The organism is Halobacterium sp. BOL4-2 (assembly GCF_016917835.2).
GTDB lineage: Archaea > Halobacteriota > Halobacteria > Halobacteriales > Halobacteriaceae > Halobacterium > Halobacterium salinarum.
Genome location: NZ_CP070332.2, coordinates 744764 through 765382 on the forward strand (window position 1 = coordinate 744764; position 20619 = coordinate 765382).

Genomic DNA, 20619 nt, shown 5'->3' on the forward strand with positions numbered 1-20619 from the left:
GATAATGCCGTGTCCGAAGAAGATGCGGTTGTGGACACCGGCGAGGGAGAAAGGTACGCCGCCTTGTCTGCGAACAAGAGCGGCGAGTCAGACGACGAATAAGGTGAACAGGGCGTTTTCTAAAGTAGGTCGATGAATTCTCTTCTCCCATGCCGCTCCTGTTCCTTCGTCCGAGCGTCGTAGTGCTTGTCCAGCACGGAGACGGACACGTCCACCCGCTCGATCAGTTTCTCCTTCGGCCAGTCGCGGTTGATGTGGTAGGTAATCGAGCCGCGGCGAATCGGCTGAAGGGAGGGGGATGACGGACAACTGGGAGCATTCTCAACTGATTGAGCCGCCTCGCAGTCGTCTATGCGTCGTTCATGAGGACAACTGTTCGTCAATACGCAGGGTTTCGTGATTGGAACGAGCGTCTTGTACGCACGTTGGCGGGGGAGCCGGCCGTTAATAGTCGTAAACAGGGGTTCGCGTCCGTATTCGTCACTCTGCGTTTCTCGATTCACCCCAATGCAGTCAACCAGCGTTTTTCGCAACCCCTCGGAAATCGTTATGTCCCGCTCACCGCTCTTCCCATTCTTGAATGCGGTACCCGCTGACTTCCGGTTGCGGAACTTCAGGAGCGCACCGCTGATTCGATAACCGTGCCCAAATTCTTGAACTAGTGTCCTCACGATGCAGAGCCGCCGTCAGTACGGATTCGCAGACTCGACTCGGACGCACGACCCCGGATAACCGAACGAGTTTGGCTCACTGAACACCCGAAGGTCGGGGTGAATCCAGGTTGTCAGATCACGGACGCGGCAGTTCAGCGGGTGTACGGGGCCGGCCGAGCGCGAATACGCACACGAGCGAGCGTGGTCTCGTGTGCAGATCGGGGCGAGCACGGTCCCGGACACGAACGCACAGTGAGCCGGCAGAACAGCGTGTTCGCGCGTCGGCCACTGCGGGTAGACTACTCGCGATCCCGGCGGCAGCCGGATAGACCAACGACTGAGCGCCGCTCACAGACGGCTGCCGGATGAATCACGGACCGAGTGTGAAACCTAGTCACGTGAACATGTCGGAGTGGATCATCGCCGACCGGAAATCGCGTTATCAATCCGCAAGTATTGTCGTTGTGGTCAACCGTTGTACTGTGCTCATTCCCGGGTAACGCCGTTTTACCGTAGTTTTCACCGTAGATAATTGGGACAAACGTTTATTAGTTGGCTGTCACTCACGTCAAACACTCGCGTCGGTTACCCGCGCGGGACCCTCAACAAGATCATGTTCGAATTCATCACAGACGAGGACGAGCGCGGCCAAGTGGGGATCGGCACGCTCATCGTGTTCATCGCGATGGTGCTGGTCGCCGCGATCGCCGCCGGCGTCCTCATCAACACCGCCGGCTTCCTCCAATCCAAGGGCTCTGCGACCGGTGAGGAAGCCTCCGCACAGGTCTCCAACCGCATCAACATCGTCTCCGCGTACGGCAACGTCGACGCATCCGGATCGGCAGAGGTCGTTGACACGGCCCGACTGACGGTGCGCCAGGCCGCTGGGGCTGACAACATCAACCTCAGCAAGTCCACGATCCAGTGGATCGGCCCGGACACCGCCACTACCCTGACCTACGATAGCTCGGCTGCGAACGCCGATAATTTCACCACAGAGTCCATCAAGGGCAACAACGCTGACGTGCTGGTCGAGCAGTCCGATCGCATCAAGATCATCATGGATGCAGCCTCGATCACCACCGATGGACTGAAGGCTGGCGAAGAGGTCCAGCTGACGGTGACCACGCAGTACGGCTCGAAAACCACCTACTGGGCGAACGTCCCTGAGTCGCTCAAGGACAAAAACGCCGTCACGCTATAACACACACGCTCATGTTCGAGTTCATCACAGACGAGGACGAGCGCGGCCAAGTGGGGATCGGCACGCTCATCGTGTTCATCGCGATGGTGCTGGTCGCCGCGATCGCCGCCGGCGTCCTCATCAACACCGCCGGCTTCCTCCAATCCAAGGGCTCTGCGACCGGTGAGGAAGCCTCCGCACAGGTCTCCAACCGCATCAACATCGTCTCCGCGTACGGCAACGTCAACAGCGAGGAAGTCGACTACGTGAACCTCACTGTGCGCCAGGCCGCCGGAGCCGACAACATCAACCTCAGCAAATCCACGATCCAGTGGATCGGCCCGGACAAAGCCACCACCCTAACGCACGCTAACGCAGCTGACAAGACGACGCTGGGTGAGGAGTTCAATACCACTTCGATCAAGGGGAACAACGACAACGTGCTGGTCGATCAGTCCGACCGCATCAAGGTCATCATGTACGCCAGCGGCGTCAGCTCCAAGCTCGGCGCCGGTGACGAGGTGCAGTTGACGGTGACCACGCAGTACGGCTCGAAAACCACCTACTGGGCGAACGTCCCTGAATCGCTCAAGGACAAAAACGCCGTCAAGCTGTAAGGCGCGCGGTAGATTCTCCGAATCGCGGTTTCTTTCGTGTGTAGCTGGCACCCGTTGGTAGCCGGCGATGTATCAGGTGCGTGGTTGACTGTGACACGTGTTGGCGGTGAACGTGACTGATCGACATCCGACAGATATGGAACGCGATCCAAAACTGATATACTCCGGCCGCGTGGAGGATGCAGTATCGTGACGAACACGCAGGTAACACTCGTCCAGTTGGACAACTACGGGCCGTGGACCGTGACACCGTCGCCACGGCGTGAGGTGGACCTCCAGACGCTGCAGTCGCGACTGTACGCGGATCTCTCGCAGGCGATCGGGACGCGGGACGGATACGTTTTCTTCACGCGCTTCGACAACATGATCGCGGTCACGAACGGCCTGGATCTCGAAGCGCACGCACGCGTCCAGGAGTCGATCCGGAACCGATACCCGATCACGGCGAGCCTCTCGATCGGCACCGGCAGCACGCCGGCCGACGCACTCGTTGGAGCCACCGGGGCACTCCAGCAGCAGGGCAGCGCACAGGACGCCGACCGCCGCGAGACACTGCTCGGCCAGCCGATCCCCGACGCCGAGCGCACCGACAACGACGTCCAGATCGCGCACTTCGACGTGATCGACGCCACCGGCACGTACACCGACGAACTCGACGCGTTCGCGTCGTTCACGCATATCGAGGCCGGCTACGCCGCGCTCATGCGCCACATGCACGACGCCCACGACTCGCTGTCGTTTTTCGTCGGCGGCGACAACATTATCGCCGTCTGCCCCGGGCTCTCGGACGGCGACTACGAGGACGCGATCGCACACGTCCAGGACACGGCCGACGTTGCGCTTCGCGTGGGCGTCGGCCGCGGCGCGTCGGCACACGACGCCGGTATGGGGGCCAAACACGCCCTAGAGGTCGCCCGCGAACACGACACGATCGTCGAGCGATCCGGCCGCCAGTAGGGGCGGGGTCCGCTTCTGGGGGGACACTTATGCGCGTGTCGACCGTACCGATCGGTATGTCACAGGTCACGTTCTACGCCCGGGAAGACTGCCCGTACTCCCAGAAGGTTCGCTCGAAACTCGACGCACTCGACGTGGCGTACGAGGAAACACTCGTGCCTGACGCCCACACCGACCGCACGACCGTCGAAGACGTGACCGGACAGACCGGTGTTCCGGTCGTCATCGACGACCACATGGAGCCGTCGTTCCTGGCTGACACCCAGGAGATCATCACCCACCTCGAAACCCAGTACGCCTAGCGCGACTGGTCGGATTCCGACTGGTAGGCTTCGAGCTTCTGGAGTTGTGCGTGGTTGGCGTCGGCCATCGACGCCACCTCGTCGGAGATCGTGTCCGCCTTTCGGGCCGCCTCGTCGATCATCATCGTGAGCTCCTCGCTGCTCTCGGTCTGGCGTTCGGTCCCGGATTTGATTTCGTCCAGGGACGTGGACACCCCCGTGACCAGGTCTTTGATCTCCTCGAAGGTGTCAAGCGAGGACGTGCTCGCTTCGAGGCTGTCCTCGGTCTCGGTCTCCAGTTCGACGAGCGTGTCCGCCGCGTTCCGGGTTTCGACCTGGATGTTCTCGACGCGTTCTTCGATCTCTTCGGCCTGGGTTTTGCTCTCCTCGGCCAGCGATTTGACCTCGTCGGCGACGACCGCGAACCCCTCGCCGCCGGCGTCGGCGCGCGCCGCCTCGATGGACGCGTTCAGCGCCAGCAGGTTGGTCTGGTCGGCGATGTCGTTGATGACTTCCACGATGTCGTCGATGGCCTCGGTGTGATCCTGCAGCGTGGCGGTTTGGTGTCGCACCTCGGTGACGCCGTCGTGGATGGCTTCGACCTGCTCGACGACCGCGACCGCGCGCTCGTAGCCGTCGGTCGCGAGTGACTGGGCCTCGTCGCTGCGGTCGTTGACCTCGGTGGCCGACGCGGCGATCTGTTCGATCGCCGAGCTGATGTCGCTGATCTCGGCTTTGAGGTTGTCCGTGTTGTCGGACTGCTGGGCCGCCAGCCGGTCGATCTCCTCCATGTTCTGGTTCATCTCCCGGGCGCGTTCGATGAGCTCGGCGACCGCAGCGGCCTCGTCGGCGGTGGCCTCGGAGCCCGTGGCTGTGGCGTCGTCGGCGGCGACACGGCCGCGGAGCGCGCTCATGTCTTCCGCGACGACGCGGGCGTGGGCGGTGACGGACTCCTGGGCGGGCGGTCCGTCGGTCGGACCGTCACCGGACAGCAGCGGGGATTGGATGGCCGTTACCGCCGCGGTGAACGCGTCGGTGTCGGCGCTGGTGGCCGCCAGCAGCGCCAGCAGATCGCCGTACGCGGCCGTTCCGTTCGGGAGCGTGTTGGTGTAATACTCCACACAACAGTCCACGATGTGGTCTGGGTGGTCGGCCAGCACGCGCTCGATGAACGCGTGCAGTTGGTCGCGCTGCTGTGGAAGCAGCTGTTCGGCTGTCGGTCGCAGCGACGCGACCGGCGTCGACGGTGACGCCGAGGGGTCGGTGAGTGAGTTGTCGGGCCCGGTCATTGGACTGCCTATGCCCACATCTAATGGGAGCACTGCATGATAAATGGTCGCAACGCGTGGCTGCTCGCCGGAACGAGGGGAGTGCACGCGGGCGGCGGCCGCGCCGTCCGGTCGCTTTTCCGTGCGCGCGGTGAATCACCGGTGATGCCGGCCGGTGAGCGATTGCCCGGGGCCCCAGCCCGCGAGGAGCGCATCGTCGTCCACGTGGACATGGACTGTTTTTACGCGTCCTGTGAGCGCCGGCGTGAGCCCGCGTTGCGTGGTGCGCCCGTCGTCGTCGGGATGGGGTACGAGCCGGAGCAGACGGTCGGTGCGGTGGCGACCGCGAGCTACGAGGCCCGCGAGTACGGCGTCGAGAGCGCGCAGGCGATCTCGGCGGCGTTGGAGCGCCTGCCCCGGAAGGCGGACGCGCCGGCTGCGTCGGCTGCGGGGTATTACCGGCCGGTGGACATGGCGTACTACGAGTCGGTGAGCGAGTCGGTGTCCGAGATCCTGCACGGGCTCGGCGATCCGGTGCGGGAGGTCAGCATCGACGAGGCGTATCTGGACGTGACCGACCGGACCGCCTGGGACGTGGCGGCGGGGTTCGGCCGGCACATCAAGCAGCGCATCGCGCGCTCGGTTGGCGTCCCGGCCAGCGTCGGGATCGCGCCGGACATGAGCACGGCGAAACTCGCCAGCGACCACGAGAAGCCCGACGGGCTGGTGGTCGTGCCGCCGGAGTCAGTCCAGTCGTTCCTCGCGCCCCTCGATGTCGCGGACCTGCACGGTGTGGGGCCGGTGCACGCGCGTGCGCTGCGGGAGCGCGGCATCGAGACAGTGGGAGAGTTAGCGGACGCCGACCCGTACGTGTTGGAGGCGGCGTTCGGCGAGCGCGGCCGCGAGCTCCACCGCCGCGCCCGCGGGGCGGACAGCCGTCCCGTCGAGCCCCGCGGGAAGCCCAAGAGCCTGTCGCGGGAGTCGTCGTTCGACGGTGCGACCGAGTCCTTCGATCGGGTGCGGGAGCAGGCGGCGGCGCTGAGCGGGGCCGTTGCGGACCGCGCCAGCCGGACGAACGCGTCCTACCGCACCATCGGGGTGAAGGTCGTGACGCCGCCCTACGACGTACAGACGCGCGCCGAGTCACTGCCGGGGCCGGTCGATGACCCGGCGCTCCTGGAGGCGGTGTCGCAGTCGTTGCTCGACGAGTTCGAGGGGGCGGCCGTCCGGAAGGTCGGCGTCCGGGTGTCGAATCTGGTGTTCTCCGAGCGCGAGCAGGCCACGTTGGCGGGGTTCAACGGCGACGAGACCGGCGACGGGGGCGGTCACAAAGGCGGCGCGTGTGGTGGCGCAGGCCGTGGGTCGTGTGGCGGCCAAACAACCCTCGACGAGTTCACGTAGCGCGCGCGTAGAGCACCGCGAGCACCGCGATGAGCGCCACCTGCACGACCTTGTCGGCGATGCCGAGCGCCGAAAACGACGGCGCGTTGACGACGTACCAGGCGGCGATCTGCCCGATGGTGAACGGGATGCCGAGCAGGTACACGAGCCGTCGGCGGACGCCAACCAGGATCGCGGCGGTGCCGCCGAGGTAGCCGACCCCGGCGACGAACAACGAGCCGCCGAGCCCGGGCAGGCCGAGGGAGACCCCCAAGACGAGGTGGAGCACGCCGGTGGCCACTGCGAGTACGATGCCCAGCCAGTGCAGCGGCGTCAGCGAGTCAGTTGCGAGCCCGATCCCCGAACGCGATGTGCTGGCTGCTGTCATACGTGCTGGTTGGCAGCGACGGTCTTGAATCTGGGGTCAGTCGGGGCAGACGGCCGCGACCTGCCGGCGGATCGCGTCCGCGAATCGGTCGCGGCCGAAGCGGTCCCTGGGGAGTGACGGCTGCAGTCCGTCGTCGATGGCGGCCGCGATCGCGTCGACAGCGCCGGCCACGCCCTCGAAGAGCACGTCGTCGTCGCCGTCGAGAACGTCGACCTGCCCGCCGCTGTCGGGGGCGAACGCGAGCATGCCGCTGGCGACGTACTCCGCGACCGCCATGCCGAAGTGTTCGATGGGCTTGAGGTTGAGGCCGTACCGGCTGCGTCCCAGGAGTTCGGTGATGCGGCCGCGTGGAACGTCCGTTTCGACGGTGACGTACGGCCGTGAGTCCGCGGCCGCCCGCACGTCGGCGACGTAGTCGCGGTAGGCCGCGGGGGCGGCGCCGACGATCGTGCACGTGAGGTCGTGGCCGCGGGCGCGCAGCGCGTCGACCACGTCGATGGCGTCCAGGGTTCGCTTGTCGGGGGCGATCCGCCCGAGCACCACGATGCGGTCCGCGCGGGCGCCCCAGGGCGCGCCGTCGATGGGATCGACCGGCGGGTGACAGACGGTCGGTCGGCGGTCGTAGCTGGCTTCGAAGGCGTCGGCGGTCCACGCGGAGTTCGCGAGGTAGCGGGTGTCCGGGCGGTCAGCGGCGGGCGCGGCGAGCCGGGACCAGACGCCGTTCAGTCGCCCGGGGTCGGCGGTCGGCGTGGTGTCGCAGCGGAACTGGGGGAAGTGGACGTACTGGACGGACGGCAGCGGCACTGCGAGCTCGTTGGCGGTGCTCACTGCGACGTCATAGGCCGACGCGTGTCTCCGGAAGAACGCCCGCAGCAGGACCGAGCGCGCCGCGAGCTGCGGGCCGACGGTGGGTGCGGCCGCGGAGAGTGCGGCCGCGACGTTGGACGCGCCCGGGGGTGCCACGACCGGCACGGACACATCGACATCGAACTGCGCGCCGACGGCGTCAGGCGTGGTTTCGGAGATCGTGAACAGCGCCACGTCGTGGGCGGCCGCCAGCGCAGCGCACGTGTGGACGCAGACGGCGTCGGCGCCGCCCCGGAAGTCGAGCGTGTTGTGTAACACGGCGACGCGTGCCATGCGTGGTGGTGTGTCGCGTCGTCACTTCAACCCCACCACGTGACAGGATACCACTCACTGCTTTGTACACCCCGCGTCAAACGAACGACTGTGGACTGCCTGCTCGTCGGTGCCGGCTCGGTCGCCGAAGCGTACGCAGACGGACTCGCGGCGTCGACAGCGCTGCGCGTGACCGGCGTCTGTGATCTACACCCCGAACGCGCCGACGCGCTGGCGGCCGCCCACCCCAGCGGTCCGGCTGTGTACACCGACCTGGCCGACGCGCTGGCCGCTGACCCCGCGCCGATGGTCATCAACCTCACCAGCCACGCCGCCCACGCCGACGTCACCGAGGCGTGCCTGGCCGCCGGCCGACACGTGTTCTCCGAGAAGCCGCTGGCGATGGACGCGGCCCGCGCCGCCGACCTGGTGGCGGCCGCCGAGCGCCACGATCTCGGCCTGGGGTGTGCGCCGATCACGCCCGGGTGTGACGCTCAGCGCCACGCCCGGGCGCTGGCGGCCGACGGCCGACTGGGCGGCGTCCAGTTCGCGGCCGCAACGGCGAACGTCGGGCGCGTCGACGAGTGGCACGACCGCCCGGCGTCGTTCCTGGATGTCGGGCCGCTGTACGACGGCGCGGTCTATCCGTTGGCCCTGCTGGTGGCGTGGTTCGGACGCGTCACCGAAGTCAGGACCGCCGACGCGGTCGCGGCGTGGCCGCCAGCGCAGCGCGACGGCGACGACGCTCCCGACGGGCTCCCCCACGTGGAGGCGACGCTGTCGTTCTCGGACGGCCCGGTGGTGTCGCTGCGCGCGAGCTTCTACGTCGACCACCGCAGCCGGGAGTTCTATGGGCTGGAACTGCACGGCGACGACGGCACGCTGTACCTCCGTGACACGGGCGCGCTCGGCGCTCCCCGGGACGCGGTGACCGTGCGGGGCGGCGACCGGGAGCCGACTGTCGCCCCCCAGCCCCAGCCCCGCTGTAGCCGCGCGTACGCCGCCGGCCCGGAACGCCTCGCCGACCGGGTTGCTGGCGGCTGTGGGTCGTCGGCGCGGGCGAGCGCGCGCCGCGGCGCACACGTCGTGGCGGTGTGCAACGCCATCGAGCGCGCCGCCACCGACGGCGGCCCCGTTGCGGTTCCCGAGCCCGGTGTGTCACTGGCGCGCCCCGGGCAGCGGCGGCCCGCGCCGGTTGCCGCGGCCCCCAGCGGGTTCCAGCCCGGCGGGCGCGCGCTTCGCCTGCCGCCCGTGGGGTTCGGCTGCTCGCGCTACCGGGACGGCACGTACGTCACGCCCGCCATGGGGGCGGCGGTTGACGCCGGCTACCGGCTGTTCGACACGGCGGAGCTGTACGGTAACGAGTGGCGGCTGGGCGACCTGGTGGCCGCGCCCGGCGGCCCCGACCGGGAGTCCGTGTTCCTCGTCGGGAAGCCGTGGCGGACGAACCACGGGCCCGGCGACCTCCGGGAGGCGTGCACCGGGTCGCTGGACGAACTCGGCGTCGCGGCGTTCGACTGCTACGCGCTGCACTGGCCGGGCGCGTGGGCGCACCGCGGCGCGCTCACGCGGCTCTCGGAGCGCCCCGTCGAGGAGCAAGAGCGACTGACGATGCCGACCGCCGCCGACGGCACGCCGGCGCGTGCGCCCCACGGCCTCGTCGAGACCTGGCGGCGCATGGAGGCGCTCCACGACGACGGGCTCGCGCGCAGCCTGGGCGTGTGCAACGTCACGCTCCCGCAGTTGGCGGGGCTCACCGACGCGGCGCGCGTCCGGCCGGCGCTCGTGCAAGTGGAGTGTCATCCCTACCGGCCGCGGGACGCGCTCGTGTCGTGGTGTCACCGGCACGGCGTTCGCGTGGTTGCGCACTCGCCGCTGTCGGCACCGGGGCTGCTCGACGAGCCGGTCGTGCACGCGGTCGCCGACGAGCACGGCGTGTCGCCGGCGACGGCGGTGCTGGCGTGGCACTGCACGCGTGGCGTGGTGCCGATCCCGTCGACGACCACGCGCGAACACGTGGTGGCGAACCTCGCGGCACCCCGCCACCCGCTCACCGACGACCAACGCGACCGGATGGCCGGGCTCGCTGATCCGGCGTTCCAGCGATGACACGCGTTCCGAGGGCGCTGCGAGCGCAGTACTGGCTGCTCGTCGCCGGGTTCGCGGTCGGCGGTGTCGGCACGGCGTGGGGTCTCAGCGCCGCGCTCGGCCACGCCGGCGCGCTGCGGTGGGTCGTGGCGGCGGCCGTGCCGCTGGCGTACGTGGTGGGGTTCCTGGGTCGACACCTCGACGCCAACCACCGGCCGTCGGGGGTCGCGTCCGCGGACGGCGGCCAGCCCGTGCGCGGGACGGTCGGCGTGGCGAACGCGGTCACGGCGACGCGGGGCTGGCTGTACGCGGCCGTGTTCGGGTTCGTGGCGGTGAGTCCGCCGGTGGGGAGTTGGTGGCGCTGGCTGCCCGCGGCGTGGTACGGGAGCGGGGTCGTGCTCGACACCGTCGACGGCGCGCTCGCCCGCCGCGTCGGCCGGCGTACCGTCCTGGGGGCGCGCCTCGACCTGGCGACTGACACCCTGGGGTTCCTGTGCGCGCCGCTGGTGGCGGTGGCCTGGGGGCGGCTGCCGGTCTGGTATCTGTCGCTGTCCCTGGCCCGATACGTCTTCAAGCTCGCGTGCTGGGTGCGCCGCCGCCGGGGTCGCCACGTGGGCGACCTGCCACCGAGCCGGAGTCGCCGGCTGCTGGCCGGCATGCAGATGCTGTTCATCACGGTGGCGCTGGTGCCCGTGCTCCCGGCGGCGGTCGTCACGCCGATCGCCGGGATCGTGTTGGTGCCATCGCTGGTCGTGTTCGGCCGTGATTACTGTGCCGTGGCGGGATATTTCGGCGTCCGCGACGAGGGCGACGCGGTTGAGGACACGAGCGAAACTGGGGGCAACGCTGAAGGCGGCTCGCTCCGATGAACGCCGCGTGAGCCAGTCACAGACTACCGGGTCTCGTATGGCGGCTGTGCAGATCGACGACTACGGGCCGTGGACGACGGAGCCTGCGCCCCGCCGGGAAACGGACCTACAGGCGCTCCAGGCCCGGCTGTTCGCCGACGTCGCGGATTTCCTGGGTGGGCGGGACGGCTACGCGTTCGCGGGCCGCTTCGACAACATGGTTGGGGCCGCGACCGGCATCGCGCCGGCGGCGTTCGAACGCCTCCAGGAGCGCATCCGGAACCGGTATCCGGTGACTGTGAGCGTCGGCATTGGGACTGCTCGAACGCCGGCGGACGCCCTCGACGCCGCCGGAACGGCGCTGCGGGACGCCGGCAGCGCGCAGGACGAGAACCGACGGGAAGCCCTGTCCCACCGTTCGCCGCCCGGGTTCGCCGGCACGCCCGGTGCGGTGACGATCGCACACTTCGACGTTGTCGACGCCACCGGCACGTACACCGACACCGTGTCACCGGTGCGGGCCGGCACCGAGATCCAGGGCGCAGTGACGACGCTGGCGGAGTACCTCTACGACACCCACGACGCGGTCACGCAGTTCGTGGGCGGGGACAACGCCATCGCGGTGTGTCCCGAGATCGACGCGGGGATCGTCGACGACGCGACCGCGCACGTCCGTGAGGCGGCCGGCGTCGACTTCCAGGTCGGCGTCGGGCACGGGGACACCCCCCACGACGCCGGAGCCGACGCCAAACACGCCCTCGAAACGTGTCGCGCGACCGGTGCCCGGGTGCACGGCCCGTGGACCACCGCCGACGACTAGCGTGATGGACGCACGCACACTGTACTTCACCGGCCCCGGCTCCGTCGCGGTGCGCACGGGGACGGTCAGCGACCCCGTCGACGACGAGGTCGTGGTGGAGACGCAGGCCTCGGGCATCAGCGCCGGATCGGAGCTGTTGGTCTACCGCGGCGAGTTCCCCGAGTCCCTGCCCGTGGACGCCACCATCGACGCCCTCGACGGCGAGTTCGACTACCCGCTCGCGTACGGATACGCCAGCGTCGGCACGGTCACCGCCACCGGCCCGGACAGCACCGAGTGGCTCGACCGCCGCGTGTTCGCGTTCGAACCCCACGCCACGCGCTTCCGGACGACGCCCGACGCGGTCGTCGAACTCCCCGACGACGTCGCCACGCAGGCGGCGACGCTCCTGCCGACGGTCGAAACGGCGACGAACCTCGTGCTCGACGCGCAACCCCGGATCGGCGAGCGCGCCGTGGTGTTCGGTGCGGGCGCGGTCGGCCTCGCCACGACACAGCTGCTGGCGTCGTTCCCGCTGTCGGAGGTCGTCGTCGTGGAGCCCCTGGCGTCCCGCCGCGCCACCGCCGCCGCGGTCGGTGCCGACCGCACCATCGACCCCGGGTCGACTGCCATCGCGGACGCGCCGCCGTTCGCCGACGCCGAGCCCGCCGGCGCGGACGTCGTGTTCGAACTCTCGGGCCGCCCGGAGACCCTCGACGACGCCATCGCGGCCGCGGGCTACGACAGCCGCGTGATCGTGGGGTCGTGGTACGGCGCGAAGCGCGCGCCCATCGACCTCGGTGGGTCGTTTCACCGCGACCGCGTGGACATCGTGTCCAGCCAGGTCAGCACGCTCAGCCCCGAGTTGCGGGGGCGCTGGGACACCGACCGCCGCTTCGACGTGGCGTTCGACCGCCTGGACGCCATGGACGCGGACGCGCTGATCACGCACGAACTCCCCCTAGATCGGGCCGCCGACGCCTACGCCCTCCTCGACGACCACCCCGACGAAGCCCGCCACATCATCCTCACCTACCAATGACGCCCACCACTCACACCGACGCCAGCCGCGCGCTCACCGTCCGCCGCGAGTTCATCGCACAGCACTACCTCACGGTTCCGAACCCCGGGCCTGAGGGCGAGGTGCACAGCCACCGGTTCACGGCCGACGTGACCTTCGCCGGCGGGGAGCTCGACGAGCACGGCTACCTCGTCGACATCGACGCCGTCGACGCCGTTCTCGACGACATCGAAGCCCGATACCAGGACACCCTGCTGAACGATCACGCCGAGTTCGGCGACGCCAACCCGAGCCTCGAACGGTTCGCGGAGCTGATCGGCGACCGGATCGCGGACGGCCTCGGGGCGGCCGCGCCGACGCGGCTGACCGTCCGGCTCTGGGAGGACGACCTCGCGTGGGCGAGCCACGAGCGCGCACTCGAATGACCCAGACACACGCGCAGACGCGCTATCTCACGGCGAAACAGAGCGTCGACGAGCGCGCCCGTGATCGGCGCGTCCGCGACCGCCTGCGGGCAGCCCTCCCCAGCCACCCTCGTGTGGTCGAAGCCGGCTGTGGCACCGGGCCGACGGTCCCGATGCTGTACGCCGACTGGGAGGTCACGCCCGCCGCCTACCTGGGCGTCGACGCTGCCGAGCGCGTCGTCGCGTTCGCGAACGCCGTCGTGCCGCGGGTGTTGCGGCGGCGCATGCCCGCCGAAACCCGAATCGCGGCCACGCCGGACGGCTGCCGGGTCGGAGACGCCCCGATCAGGTTCGACACCGGGGACGCGCTCGCGCGACTCACCGACGCCACCGCCGACCTCTTGGTGGCGCAGTCGTTTCTCGATCTCGTGCCGCCGGCGGACGCCCTGGACGCGTTCGCCGACGCCCTGGCACCCGGCGGGCTCGCGTACGCCCCGCTGACCTTCGACGGCGTAACCGTGTTGCAGCCATCGCATCCGGCCGACGACCGCGTGCGTGCGGCCTACCACGACGCCATCGACGCGGCCGACGGCCGGACCAGCCGCGCCGGCCGCCGGCTGCTCGACGTGCTCCGCGAGCGCCCGGCGGAGACGCTGCTCGCCGTGGGCGCCTCCGACTGGATCGTGCGCCCCGTGGACGGCGAGTACCGCGCCGACGAGCAGTACTTCCTGGCGTGCATCCTGTCGTTCATCGCGGACGCCGTCCCGGACGCGACCGACTGGCTGGCCACGCGCCGCCAGCAGCTCGCGGCCGGCGATCTCACGTACGTCGCGCACGGCTACGACCTGCTGTGGCGCGCCTGAGACGCCGCCATGATGGTGCTCACCCACATCGCGGTCGGGTTCCTGCTTGCCGCGCCGGTCGCGGCCGCACAGCCGACCCTCGGGGTGCCCGCCGCCGCGGGCGCGCTCGTCGGCGGCGGCGCACCCGACATCGACCTCCTGGTGGGCACCCACCGGCGGACGCTGCACTACCCGGTGCTCGGCTGGGTGGGTGCGGTTCCCGCGGTCGTGATCGCCGCGGTCACGCCGACCGCGCTCACCGTGTTCGTCGGAGTCGGCGCGGCCGCCGCAGCCGTCCACAGCACCAGCGACGTGCTCGGTGCGGGCGACGAACTGCGGCCCTGGGAGCGCACGACGACGGCGGCCGTATACGACCACCACGCCGGCCGGTGGTGGCGCGCCCGATACGTCATCCCCTACGACGGGTCGCCGGCCGACCTCGCGGTCGCGGCCGCGGCGGCGGCGCCGGCGCTGGTCGTCTACGACGGCGTGGTGCGGTGGCTGCTGGCGGCGCTGCTCGCGCTCGGCGCGGTGTACAGCCTGTTGCGTCGCCGCCTCGTTCCGTACTTCGAGCGCGTCGTCTGACCGCTACAGCGGCGCGACGAGGTCCGCCAGCGCCGCGCGCGGGTCGTCGGCCTTCGCCACCCCGCTGGCGAGCAGGACGCCGCTGGCGCCGAGGTCGCCGGCCGACACGACGTCCTCGCCGGTGGTGATGCCCGCGCCGCAGTAGACGTCCACGCTCGGATCGACCGCTTCCGCCGCGGCGACGGCGTCGGAGACGATGTCCGGATCGGCCTGCGAGACCGGCGTGCCGGTGCCGATCAGCGCCGGTGGCTCGACGGCCACCGCGTCGGGGCCGAGCGCGGCGGCGGCGGCGACCTGTGCGGGGTTGTTCGCGCACACCACCGTGTCGAGGCCGGCGCGCTCGGCGGCCGCGACGCTGCCATCGATGTCGGCGAGCCGGCGGCGGTGCTCGGAGTGGTTCAGCAGCGTGCCCACAGCGCCGTTGTCCGCGACCGACTCCGCGAGCACGCTGCCGGTGTGGCTGCCGTGCTCGGTCGGGCTGACGTGTTGGGCGTACGTGGTGGCACCCGTGTCCGCGACGCGACCGATGTCCGCGGGCTGGGGTGCGACCGCGATCGTGGCCGGGGTCGTCTCAGCGACGTCGGCAGCCGCCTCCGCGATGGCGACCGGATCACAGGGGTACGCCTTGAGGTTGACGAGAACGAACATACACGACGAGGGGGCTCCACACCGGAAAAAAGTAGCTATCGCAGCGCTAGCTGTCGTCGCTTTTGCGGCGGACCTTGTCGCCGAGGGTCAGCCCGGCGCTGTCGCCGCCCGACGACCAGTCGGTGTCGCTGGCGTCCTCGGCGCCCGACTCGGTGAGCAGGATCCCGAGGTAGTCTTCGAGTTCCTCGCGCACGTCGTCGCTTGGCAGACTGTCCCCGTGTTCGAGCTTCCGGATGACGCTCGCCTTCTCGTTGAGTTCGTCGGCGAGCTCCTCCTGGCTGAGGCCGGCCTGCTCGCGGGCCGACCGGATCCGGGTGTCGTAATCCCCGGCCAACTCGTCCATCTCGTCGAACATGTCTCTGCGGCGCCGCCCGCCGCTGTTGGTGCCCGAGGACCCGCCGCTGGAGCCGGCGGACTGACTGGACGAGGACGACGTCGAATACTTCGTGCTGGTGGACGAGGAGGACTGGGTCGTGACTTCCGTGCCGAACTCGGCGCAGTCGTCACAGACGTCGATCTCCGCGCCCTCGACTTTCACCGTCTTCGGGCTCGAGACCTCCGTTCCACACATCTCGCACTGGGCCATGCGTGGTGGTAGCCGTGGCCGACGGTTAAAACGCACGCCCGCCTATGCGAGTTGCCGCCACGCGGAGACGAACCGCTGGATGGCGGTGAGATGGCCCACGACAGCGAACACGACGAGCAACGCGACGACCGGCGAGTAGCCGGCGACAGTCGGCGTGATGGCGGCGACACCGGCGGTCACGCCGACGAGTGCGAGCCGGTCGGCCCGCCCCAGCAGGCCGCCGTACACGCGGTCCAACCCGACGGCCTGGGCCTGCGTGCCGAGATACGACGTGAGCAACACGCCGGTCACCGCCGCGAGCCCGAGGCCGAAGGCGTCAACGCCGGCTGCGGCCCCGGTGACCACCACCACGTCGGCGTACCGATCGAGCACGTGATCGAGGAGGTCACCCGCCTCCGAGGCGGTCCCGACCTCCCGCGCGAGTGCGCCGTCGAGCAGGTCGAGCCACCCGTTGAAGAACACGCAGACCGCGCCCACGGCGTACGCGGCTGGGGTGCCGATGTAGAACGCGCCGGCGGCCACCACGGCCAGCCCGAACGCCGCAACGCTGACCGTGTTGGGCGTTGCACCGACGGTCTTTGCGGCCCGCACCCAGGGATCGAGCAGCCGGTTCGCAAGCGGCCGGAACTGATCGAGGGTCATACGTAGTCGGTGTAGTCCACGGTGCCCGCCGACGGCTCGCGGTCCCCGTCGAGGACCGCTTGGATGGCCGCCGCGACCGCGTCGGGGCTGCGGTCGGTGGTGTCGATCTCGTAGACCGCGTCGGCACCGTGGCCGCGGACTGCCTCCGAGAGGATGATCGCCAGCGCCTCGCTGTCGGCGTTCTCGGCGGCTTTCTCCGGTGAGTCACCCCGTTCCTGGAGCCGGGTGGCAAGCGTCTCCGGCGCACACCGCAACACCACCACGGCGTCGAGGTCGTCGAGGCGGTGTGCGAGATGCGATTCGACGAGCACGTCCTCGCGGCCCGCGAAATGGTCGCGGACGGCATCGACGTCCACGATCTTGCTGCCGCGGTCGGCGTCCACGCCGTCGTAGAGCCCTTCGGTGCCGACGAGGTCGTTCAGGTGTGCGACATCCAGCGCGGTGTCCAGCCGGCCGGTGGCGGTCGTCTTGCCCGTCCCGGGGGTTCCGGTGACCGCCACTCTCATGTGTCACACACCTCGTTGAGCACCGCCACCGCGCGCTCGGTCTCCGACCGCGTGCCGGTCGTGATGCGGACGTGCTCGGGCAGCCCGAAGCTGGTGCAGTCCCGCACCAGCACGCCCTCGCGCTTCGCGGCCTCGGCGACCCGGCTGGCGTCGCCCACGTTCGCGAGCACGAAGTTCCCGTGGCTCTCGTAGGTGCGGGCCGCGAGCTCGTCGTGGATGTAGTCGCGGCCCCACGCGACGCTGTCGGTGGTGGCCTCGACGTGGTCGTCGTCGTCCAGCGCCGCAACCCCGGCCTGACACGCGATGACGCTGGCGGCGAACGGCGTCTGAACCCGGGCGTAGGCGTCCGCCCACGAGTCCGGCACGACGGCGTACCCCAGGCGGATGCCCGCCAGCCCGTACGCCTTCGAGAACGTCCGCAACACCGCGATGTCGTCCCGTGGCGCGTGCCCGCCCGCCGGCTGGCCGTCGAACAGCGTGACCGCCGACGGCGTCTCCGTGAACTCGCCGTACGCCTCGTCAACGAGCACGAGCGTGTCCTCGTCCGTGCGGTCGGCCACCGCCACGATCTCGTCGAGCGTGAACCGCGCGCCCGTCGGGTTGTGCGGCGTCGTCAGGTAGACCACGCGCTCGCCGTCGTAGGCGTCTACCACCGCGTCGGCGGTCATCTCGAAGCCGTCCGCGCCCTCGGTGACGTCGTACTCCGCGACGTTCCCATGGTGGAAGCGCGCGCTCATCCCGTAGTAGGTGAACCCCGGCGACGGCACCAACACGCTGTCGCCGGGATCGAGGGTTGCCCGCGCCAGGTAGTCGAGCGCGCCATCCCCGCCGTTGGCCACCCACACCTGGTCGTCGCCCACGTCCCAGCGGTCCGCGAGCGCGCCCGTCAGGTCGGCGTGCACCGCTTTCGGATAGCGGTGGACCCCGGTTGCCGCCTCCCGAATGGCGATGGTTGCCTTCGGGCTCGGCCCGTGGGGGTTCTCGTTCGACGAGAGCTTCACGAACTCCGAGGGGTCACGGCCGAGCTCCCGGGCGACCTCCTCGATACCCCGACCAGCGCGGTATTCGACGTGGTCGGAGAGGTCCCGTAGTTCCATGCTCGGGGTGACGGCCGGCCCATCCTTAAGGATGCCCTCACGCGGCCGGCGCTCGGGTATCATCGGGTTTAGGTGTGTGGTCCGCATGCAGTCCGCTATGGCAGTTATCGAGACAGTCGTCTATGCTGTTCACATGGTGTTCGCCGGGCTGCTAACCGGCAGCGTGTTGTTTACGGCACTGACGGTGCCGCGGATCGCTGACAACATCTCCACGAGCGTCCGGGAAACCATCGCCGGAACGCTGAAGTACATCTCCCGGGGCTCCGCGACCCTGCTGGTTCTGACGGGCGGCTACATGTTCACGATCGCCGGCTACACCGACGGCGGCAAGCTCACGAGCACGGGCACCGGCCACGCCGTCATCGGCATGGTCGTGCTGTGGTTCCTGCTGACCGGGCTCACTGAGGTCGCGGGCAGCCGCATCGAGCGCGGCGACGACGCCACCACGTTCCTCTACGGCGGGGCGGTCCTCGCGGTCGCGTTGCTGCTCGACGCCGGCTGGATCGTCGGCTACCCCTACCTCTGAGGCCGCCGCCCGAGGAGCGTCGGCGTGCAGTCGTGTTTCTGCGGTGTGGTCGCCGGCCGCCGCGCGCTCACAGGCGGGCGGCGATGTGATCGGCAGCCTTCAACGCCAGCGCCGCGATCGTCAGCGTCGGGTTCATCGCGCCCGCCGTCGGGAACACGCTGGACGACGCCACGCTGAGATTCGAAAGGTCGTGCGTGCGCAACCGCGGGTCCACCACGCTCTCGGCGGGGTCGGTGCCCATCCGCGTCGTGCCCATGTGGTGGAACGCCGGCCCGGTGGCCTCGGGGCCGACCGTCCACTCGATGTCGGCCCCGAGTTCGGTGAGGATCTCGCGCTGGATCTCGTTGGCGCGCTCGATGGTGCGGCGCTCGTACGCCGACAGCGACCACACCACGTCCGGAACCGGGTTGCCGTGGGCGTCAGTGCGCTCGGGGTGGAGTCGAACCCGGTTCTCCGGCCTGGGTTGCTGTTCGACGAGTCCGCCGACCGCGATGTGCGTGCCGGAGGCGTCCCGAATGCGGTCGCACATTGCGTCCCCCCAGTCGTCGCCCGACAGCGCCATCTCGGCCGGGCTGGGGCCGGCGTAGTTCAGGAACTCCAGTTTGATCGCGCCCCGCGAGCCGTCCGGCCGGTCGTAGTACTGGTGGCTCTCGGTCGTGTTGAAGCCCACGTGGTTCTGGCGAGTCGGCTCGTCGAGGGTGCCGCCGGCGCCCGCGAACAGGTGGTCCATGAAGTACCGGCCGACCAGCCCCGAGGAGTTCGCCAACCCGTCGGGGTAGCGGTCGCTGTCGGACAGCAACAACAGCCGCGGCGTCTCGATCCCGCCCGCCGCGAGCACGAACTCGGTGGCCGACTGGCGGTGGGTGGTGCCGTCGGGGGTCGCGTACACGGCCCCAGTCACCCGATCCCCCGCGGCGTCGTGTTCGAGGCGCTGGACCGGTGCCTCGTCGATGACGCGCGCGCCGGCGTCGGTGGCACGGTCGACGTGAACGGTCGCATCGTATTTCGCGCCCGACGGGCAGACCGGCTGGCAGGTCCCGTACCCGACACACGCGCGCCGCGTCTCGCGGCCGGCGGACAGTCGCGCGTTCGGCACCGAATGCGTCGCGATGCCCAGGGACTCACAGGCGTCGGCGAACAGCGAATCAGAGTAGCTCGGCGGGAACGCCGGCTGAGGGTGTGGCTGCTCGCGGGGCGGCGCGAAGGGGTTGTCGCTCGCCCCCGACACCCCCAGTGCTGACTCCGCGGCGGCGTAATACGGCTTGAGGGTGTCGTAGTCGAACGGCCAGTCCGCGCCGACGCCGGTGGCCGACGCCAGGCGGAAGTCCTGCTCGTGGAGGCGCATCACCATGCCCTGCCAGTGCAGCGTCGACCCACCGACGCCTTTCACGCGCGCCGCGTTCAGCGGGTAGTATCGGTCGCCGGTGGACGCGTAGGCGTCCCGGGGGCCGCCCATGTCCCACACCGACGCCGGGCCGTGTGCGGGGCGGATCGAGCGCTCCATGCGGCGCTCGCGGTCGGCGGCGTCGAACCGCGGGCCGGCTTCCAGGACGACCACGGTGTGGCCGTCGCTGGCAAGGCGGTCGGCGATCAGCCCTCCGGCCGGCCCGGCCCCGATGACACACACGTCGGCGTTCGGGGACGGTCGCCGGTTCATTGTGGGCCTCGCTGGTAGGACGCAGTGCCACCGGGGTGTCCCGGCGGGTTCTCGATGCCGACGAGCTCGCCGCCGGTGGGCGTGGTGAACAGCGCGTACAGGAGTTCGTTCACGAGGTAGTATCGGACGCGCTCGCGGTCGCTCCCGTCGGGGTCCGGGTCAGCGGTGTCGACGCCGAACCCGGATAGCAGGTCGTCGGCGCGCTCCGGGTCCAAGGCCGCGAAGTCGGCGTCTGCCCACGACTGGCAGTACGCGTCAAGCGCGTCGACGGCGTCGGCGACGCCGCTGGCGTACGAGCGGTGCTCGCGCACACGGGCGCCGCTGTACTCCCTGACGAACGACTCGACGCCGTCGAGTTGGCTCGGGTAGACGACGGCGGCGACGGCGACGAGCGTGTCGCTCACGTGGTCGTCGATGAGGGGACCACCGGAGTCGTTCGAAAGGGTGACACCTGCGCCGGCTGCGACGCCACCGGCGGCCAGCGCCGCGAGCACGTCTCGGCGCGTTAGCTCCATTCACCGTGT

The 20619-nt window shown here is 69.8% G+C and carries 24 protein-coding genes; 13 read left to right on the forward strand and 11 right to left on the reverse strand.

Annotated features, from left to right (window positions below; translation table 11 throughout):
* Positions 1–119 precede the first annotated feature (119 nt).
* A complete protein-coding gene (locus JRZ79_RS17075; RefSeq protein WP_205251708.1) occupies positions 120–671 on the reverse strand; it encodes a hypothetical protein in 552 nt (183 codons plus the stop codon).
* 595 nt (positions 672–1266) lie between these two features.
* On the opposite strand from JRZ79_RS17075, the gene JRZ79_RS17080 reads away from it, so the two are divergent.
* The 4 genes from JRZ79_RS17080 (at position 1267) to JRZ79_RS17095 (ending at position 3712) form a co-directional block, all read left to right on the forward strand.
* Entirely contained in the window at positions 1267–1857 is a 591-nt protein-coding gene (locus JRZ79_RS17080) for an archaellin/type IV pilin N-terminal domain-containing protein (RefSeq protein WP_205252630.1), read from the forward strand.
* Between the two features lie 11 nt (positions 1858–1868).
* Complete coding sequence (locus JRZ79_RS17085) at positions 1869–2453, forward strand: archaellin/type IV pilin N-terminal domain-containing protein (protein ID WP_205252631.1); 585 nt, start codon at positions 1869–1871, stop codon at positions 2451–2453.
* A 189-nt stretch (positions 2454–2642) separates the two neighbouring features.
* Positions 2643–3410, forward strand: a complete 768-nt coding sequence (locus JRZ79_RS17090) for a GTP cyclohydrolase III (protein ID WP_205251710.1) — start codon at positions 2643–2645, stop codon at positions 3408–3410.
* Positions 3411–3466: 56 nt separating this feature from the next.
* A complete protein-coding gene (locus JRZ79_RS17095; protein WP_070807657.1) occupies positions 3467–3712 on the forward strand; it encodes a glutaredoxin in 246 nt (81 codons plus the stop codon).
* Here the strand turns inward: JRZ79_RS17095 and htr13 are convergent.
* Positions 3709–4980 carry a chemotaxis signal transducer protein Htr13 gene (gene htr13 / locus JRZ79_RS17100; protein ID WP_205252632.1) on the reverse strand — a complete coding sequence of 424 codons (1272 nt, stop codon included), beginning with the start codon at positions 4978–4980 and terminating at the stop codon, positions 3709–3711. The genes JRZ79_RS17095 and htr13 overlap by 4 nt on opposite strands.
* Before the next feature lie 144 nt (positions 4981–5124).
* Between htr13 and dinB the strand changes: the two genes are divergently transcribed.
* Positions 5125–6360, forward strand: a complete 1236-nt coding sequence (gene dinB, locus JRZ79_RS17105) for a DNA polymerase IV (protein ID WP_205252633.1) — start codon at positions 5125–5127, stop codon at positions 6358–6360.
* On the opposite strand, the gene JRZ79_RS17110 is transcribed toward dinB, so the two are convergent.
* Both JRZ79_RS17110 and JRZ79_RS17115 read right to left on the reverse strand, forming a co-directional pair.
* Positions 6353–6727, reverse strand: a complete 375-nt coding sequence (locus tag JRZ79_RS17110; RefSeq protein WP_010902725.1) for a hypothetical protein — start codon at positions 6725–6727, stop codon at positions 6353–6355. The genes dinB and JRZ79_RS17110 overlap by 8 nt on opposite strands.
* A 36-nt stretch (positions 6728–6763) precedes the next feature.
* Positions 6764–7867, reverse strand: coding sequence for a glycosyltransferase (locus JRZ79_RS17115; protein ID WP_205252634.1), 1104 nt, complete (start codon positions 7865–7867; stop codon positions 6764–6766).
* A gap of 90 nt (positions 7868–7957) precedes the next feature.
* On the opposite strand from JRZ79_RS17115, the gene JRZ79_RS17120 reads away from it, so the two are divergent.
* Genes JRZ79_RS17120 through JRZ79_RS17150 form a run of 7 tightly spaced genes read left to right on the forward strand, consistent with a single transcriptional unit; the run spans position 7958 to position 14433 of the window.
* The gene (locus tag JRZ79_RS17120) at positions 7958–9955 is read left to right on the forward strand and encodes an aldo/keto reductase (protein WP_205252635.1); all 1998 of its coding nucleotides are present in this window, start codon (positions 7958–7960) and stop codon (positions 9953–9955) included.
* The gene (locus tag JRZ79_RS17125; RefSeq protein WP_205252636.1) at positions 9952–10803 is read left to right on the forward strand and encodes a CDP-alcohol phosphatidyltransferase family protein; all 852 of its coding nucleotides are present in this window, start codon (positions 9952–9954) and stop codon (positions 10801–10803) included. Before JRZ79_RS17120 ends, JRZ79_RS17125 begins: the two co-directional genes overlap by 4 nt.
* A 37-nt stretch (positions 10804–10840) precedes the next feature.
* Positions 10841–11602 (forward strand): GTP cyclohydrolase III, encoded by a 762-nt coding sequence (locus JRZ79_RS17130; RefSeq protein ID WP_205251718.1) that lies wholly within the window; start codon positions 10841–10843, stop codon positions 11600–11602.
* Between the two features lie 4 nt (positions 11603–11606).
* Positions 11607–12623: a zinc-binding alcohol dehydrogenase gene (locus JRZ79_RS17135; protein WP_205252637.1), complete on the forward strand. Its 1017-nt coding sequence runs from the start codon at positions 11607–11609 to the stop codon at positions 12621–12623.
* A complete protein-coding gene (locus JRZ79_RS17140) occupies positions 12620–13027 on the forward strand; it encodes a 6-carboxytetrahydropterin synthase (RefSeq protein WP_205251720.1) in 408 nt (135 codons plus the stop codon). The genes JRZ79_RS17135 and JRZ79_RS17140 overlap by 4 nt, the downstream gene beginning before the upstream one ends.
* Positions 13024–13869: a methyltransferase domain-containing protein gene (locus JRZ79_RS17145; protein WP_010902732.1), complete on the forward strand. Its 846-nt coding sequence runs from the start codon at positions 13024–13026 to the stop codon at positions 13867–13869. Before JRZ79_RS17140 ends, JRZ79_RS17145 begins: the two co-directional genes overlap by 4 nt.
* A gap of 9 nt (positions 13870–13878) precedes the next feature.
* Entirely contained in the window at positions 13879–14433 is a 555-nt protein-coding gene (locus tag JRZ79_RS17150; RefSeq protein ID WP_205252638.1) for a metal-dependent hydrolase, read from the forward strand.
* Positions 14434–14436: 3 nt separating this feature from the next.
* Here the strand turns inward: JRZ79_RS17150 and tpiA are convergent, their stop codons facing one another.
* The 5 genes from tpiA to hisC are packed head-to-tail and all read right to left on the reverse strand — an operon-like array spanning position 14437 to position 17912.
* The gene (gene tpiA, locus JRZ79_RS17155) at positions 14437–15081 is read right to left on the reverse strand and encodes a triose-phosphate isomerase (protein WP_010902734.1); all 645 of its coding nucleotides are present in this window, start codon (positions 15079–15081) and stop codon (positions 14437–14439) included.
* A 46-nt stretch (positions 15082–15127) separates the two neighbouring features.
* Complete coding sequence (locus JRZ79_RS17160) at positions 15128–15667, reverse strand: multiprotein bridging factor aMBF1 (protein WP_010902735.1); 540 nt, start codon at positions 15665–15667, stop codon at positions 15128–15130.
* 42 nt (positions 15668–15709) lie between these two features.
* On the reverse strand, positions 15710–16309 hold the full coding sequence (locus JRZ79_RS17165) for a CDP-alcohol phosphatidyltransferase family protein (protein WP_205251724.1): 600 nt from the start codon (positions 16307–16309) through the stop codon (positions 15710–15712).
* On the reverse strand, positions 16306–16815 hold the full coding sequence (locus JRZ79_RS17170; RefSeq protein ID WP_205252639.1) for an adenylate kinase family protein: 510 nt from the start codon (positions 16813–16815) through the stop codon (positions 16306–16308). Before JRZ79_RS17170 ends, JRZ79_RS17165 begins: the two co-directional genes overlap by 4 nt.
* Positions 16812–17912: a histidinol-phosphate transaminase gene (gene hisC, locus JRZ79_RS17175; RefSeq protein ID WP_205252640.1), complete on the reverse strand. Its 1101-nt coding sequence runs from the start codon at positions 17910–17912 to the stop codon at positions 16812–16814. Before hisC ends, JRZ79_RS17170 begins: the two co-directional genes overlap by 4 nt.
* Before the next feature lie 97 nt (positions 17913–18009).
* On the opposite strand from hisC, the gene JRZ79_RS17180 reads away from it, so the two are divergent.
* Entirely contained in the window at positions 18010–18438 is a 429-nt protein-coding gene (locus tag JRZ79_RS17180) for a hypothetical protein (protein WP_012289268.1), read from the forward strand.
* A gap of 67 nt (positions 18439–18505) precedes the next feature.
* Here JRZ79_RS17180 and JRZ79_RS17185 read toward each other — a convergent pair whose 3' ends face one another.
* Entirely contained in the window at positions 18506–20095 is a 1590-nt protein-coding gene (locus JRZ79_RS17185) for a GMC family oxidoreductase (protein ID WP_205252641.1), read from the reverse strand.
* Positions 20092–20610, reverse strand: coding sequence for a gluconate 2-dehydrogenase subunit 3 family protein (locus tag JRZ79_RS17190; protein ID WP_010902741.1), 519 nt, complete (start codon positions 20608–20610; stop codon positions 20092–20094). Before JRZ79_RS17190 ends, JRZ79_RS17185 begins: the two co-directional genes overlap by 4 nt.
* Between the last annotated feature and the right edge of the window lie 9 nt (positions 20611–20619).

What these genes read in the sequence shown, in the direction of transcription:
- JRZ79_RS17150 (WP_205252638.1), top strand. Translation starts at nt 13,879, where the DNA reads ATGATGGTGCTCACCCACATCGCGGTCGGGTTCCTGCTTGCCGCGCCG.
- JRZ79_RS17185 (WP_205252641.1), bottom strand. Translation starts at nt 20,095, where the DNA reads ATGAACCGGCGACCGTCCCCGAACGCCGACGTGTGTGTCATCGGGGCC.
- JRZ79_RS17115 (WP_205252634.1), bottom strand. Translation starts at nt 7,867, where the DNA reads ATGGCACGCGTCGCCGTGTTACACAACACGCTCGACTTCCGGGGCGGC.
- htr13 (WP_205252632.1), bottom strand. Translation starts at nt 4,980, where the DNA reads ATGACCGGGCCCGACAACTCACTCACCGACCCCTCGGCGTCACCGTCG.
- JRZ79_RS17085 (WP_205252631.1), top strand. Translation starts at nt 1,869, where the DNA reads ATGTTCGAGTTCATCACAGACGAGGACGAGCGCGGCCAAGTGGGGATC.
- JRZ79_RS17135 (WP_205252637.1), top strand. Translation starts at nt 11,607, where the DNA reads ATGGACGCACGCACACTGTACTTCACCGGCCCCGGCTCCGTCGCGGTG.
- JRZ79_RS17190 (WP_010902741.1), bottom strand. Translation starts at nt 20,610, where the DNA reads ATGGAGCTAACGCGCCGAGACGTGCTCGCGGCGCTGGCCGCCGGTGGC.
- JRZ79_RS17130 (WP_205251718.1), top strand. Translation starts at nt 10,841, where the DNA reads ATGGCGGCTGTGCAGATCGACGACTACGGGCCGTGGACGACGGAGCCT.
- JRZ79_RS17110 (WP_010902725.1), bottom strand. Translation starts at nt 6,727, where the DNA reads ATGACAGCAGCCAGCACATCGCGTTCGGGGATCGGGCTCGCAACTGAC.
- JRZ79_RS17145 (WP_010902732.1), top strand. Translation starts at nt 13,024, where the DNA reads ATGACCCAGACACACGCGCAGACGCGCTATCTCACGGCGAAACAGAGC.
- JRZ79_RS17170 (WP_205252639.1), bottom strand. Translation starts at nt 16,815, where the DNA reads ATGAGAGTGGCGGTCACCGGAACCCCCGGGACGGGCAAGACGACCGCC.
- JRZ79_RS17160 (WP_010902735.1), bottom strand. Translation starts at nt 15,667, where the DNA reads ATGGCCCAGTGCGAGATGTGTGGAACGGAGGTCTCGAGCCCGAAGACG.
- hisC (WP_205252640.1), bottom strand. Translation starts at nt 17,912, where the DNA reads ATGGAACTACGGGACCTCTCCGACCACGTCGAATACCGCGCTGGTCGG.
- JRZ79_RS17180 (WP_012289268.1), top strand. Translation starts at nt 18,010, where the DNA reads ATGGCAGTTATCGAGACAGTCGTCTATGCTGTTCACATGGTGTTCGCC.
- JRZ79_RS17080 (WP_205252630.1), top strand. Translation starts at nt 1,267, where the DNA reads ATGTTCGAATTCATCACAGACGAGGACGAGCGCGGCCAAGTGGGGATC.
- tpiA (WP_010902734.1), bottom strand. Translation starts at nt 15,081, where the DNA reads ATGTTCGTTCTCGTCAACCTCAAGGCGTACCCCTGTGATCCGGTCGCC.
- dinB (WP_205252633.1), top strand. Translation starts at nt 5,125, where the DNA reads ATGCCGGCCGGTGAGCGATTGCCCGGGGCCCCAGCCCGCGAGGAGCGC.
- JRZ79_RS17125 (WP_205252636.1), top strand. Translation starts at nt 9,952, where the DNA reads ATGACACGCGTTCCGAGGGCGCTGCGAGCGCAGTACTGGCTGCTCGTC.
- JRZ79_RS17140 (WP_205251720.1), top strand. Translation starts at nt 12,620, where the DNA reads ATGACGCCCACCACTCACACCGACGCCAGCCGCGCGCTCACCGTCCGC.
- JRZ79_RS17095 (WP_070807657.1), top strand. Translation starts at nt 3,467, where the DNA reads ATGTCACAGGTCACGTTCTACGCCCGGGAAGACTGCCCGTACTCCCAG.
- JRZ79_RS17165 (WP_205251724.1), bottom strand. Translation starts at nt 16,309, where the DNA reads ATGACCCTCGATCAGTTCCGGCCGCTTGCGAACCGGCTGCTCGATCCC.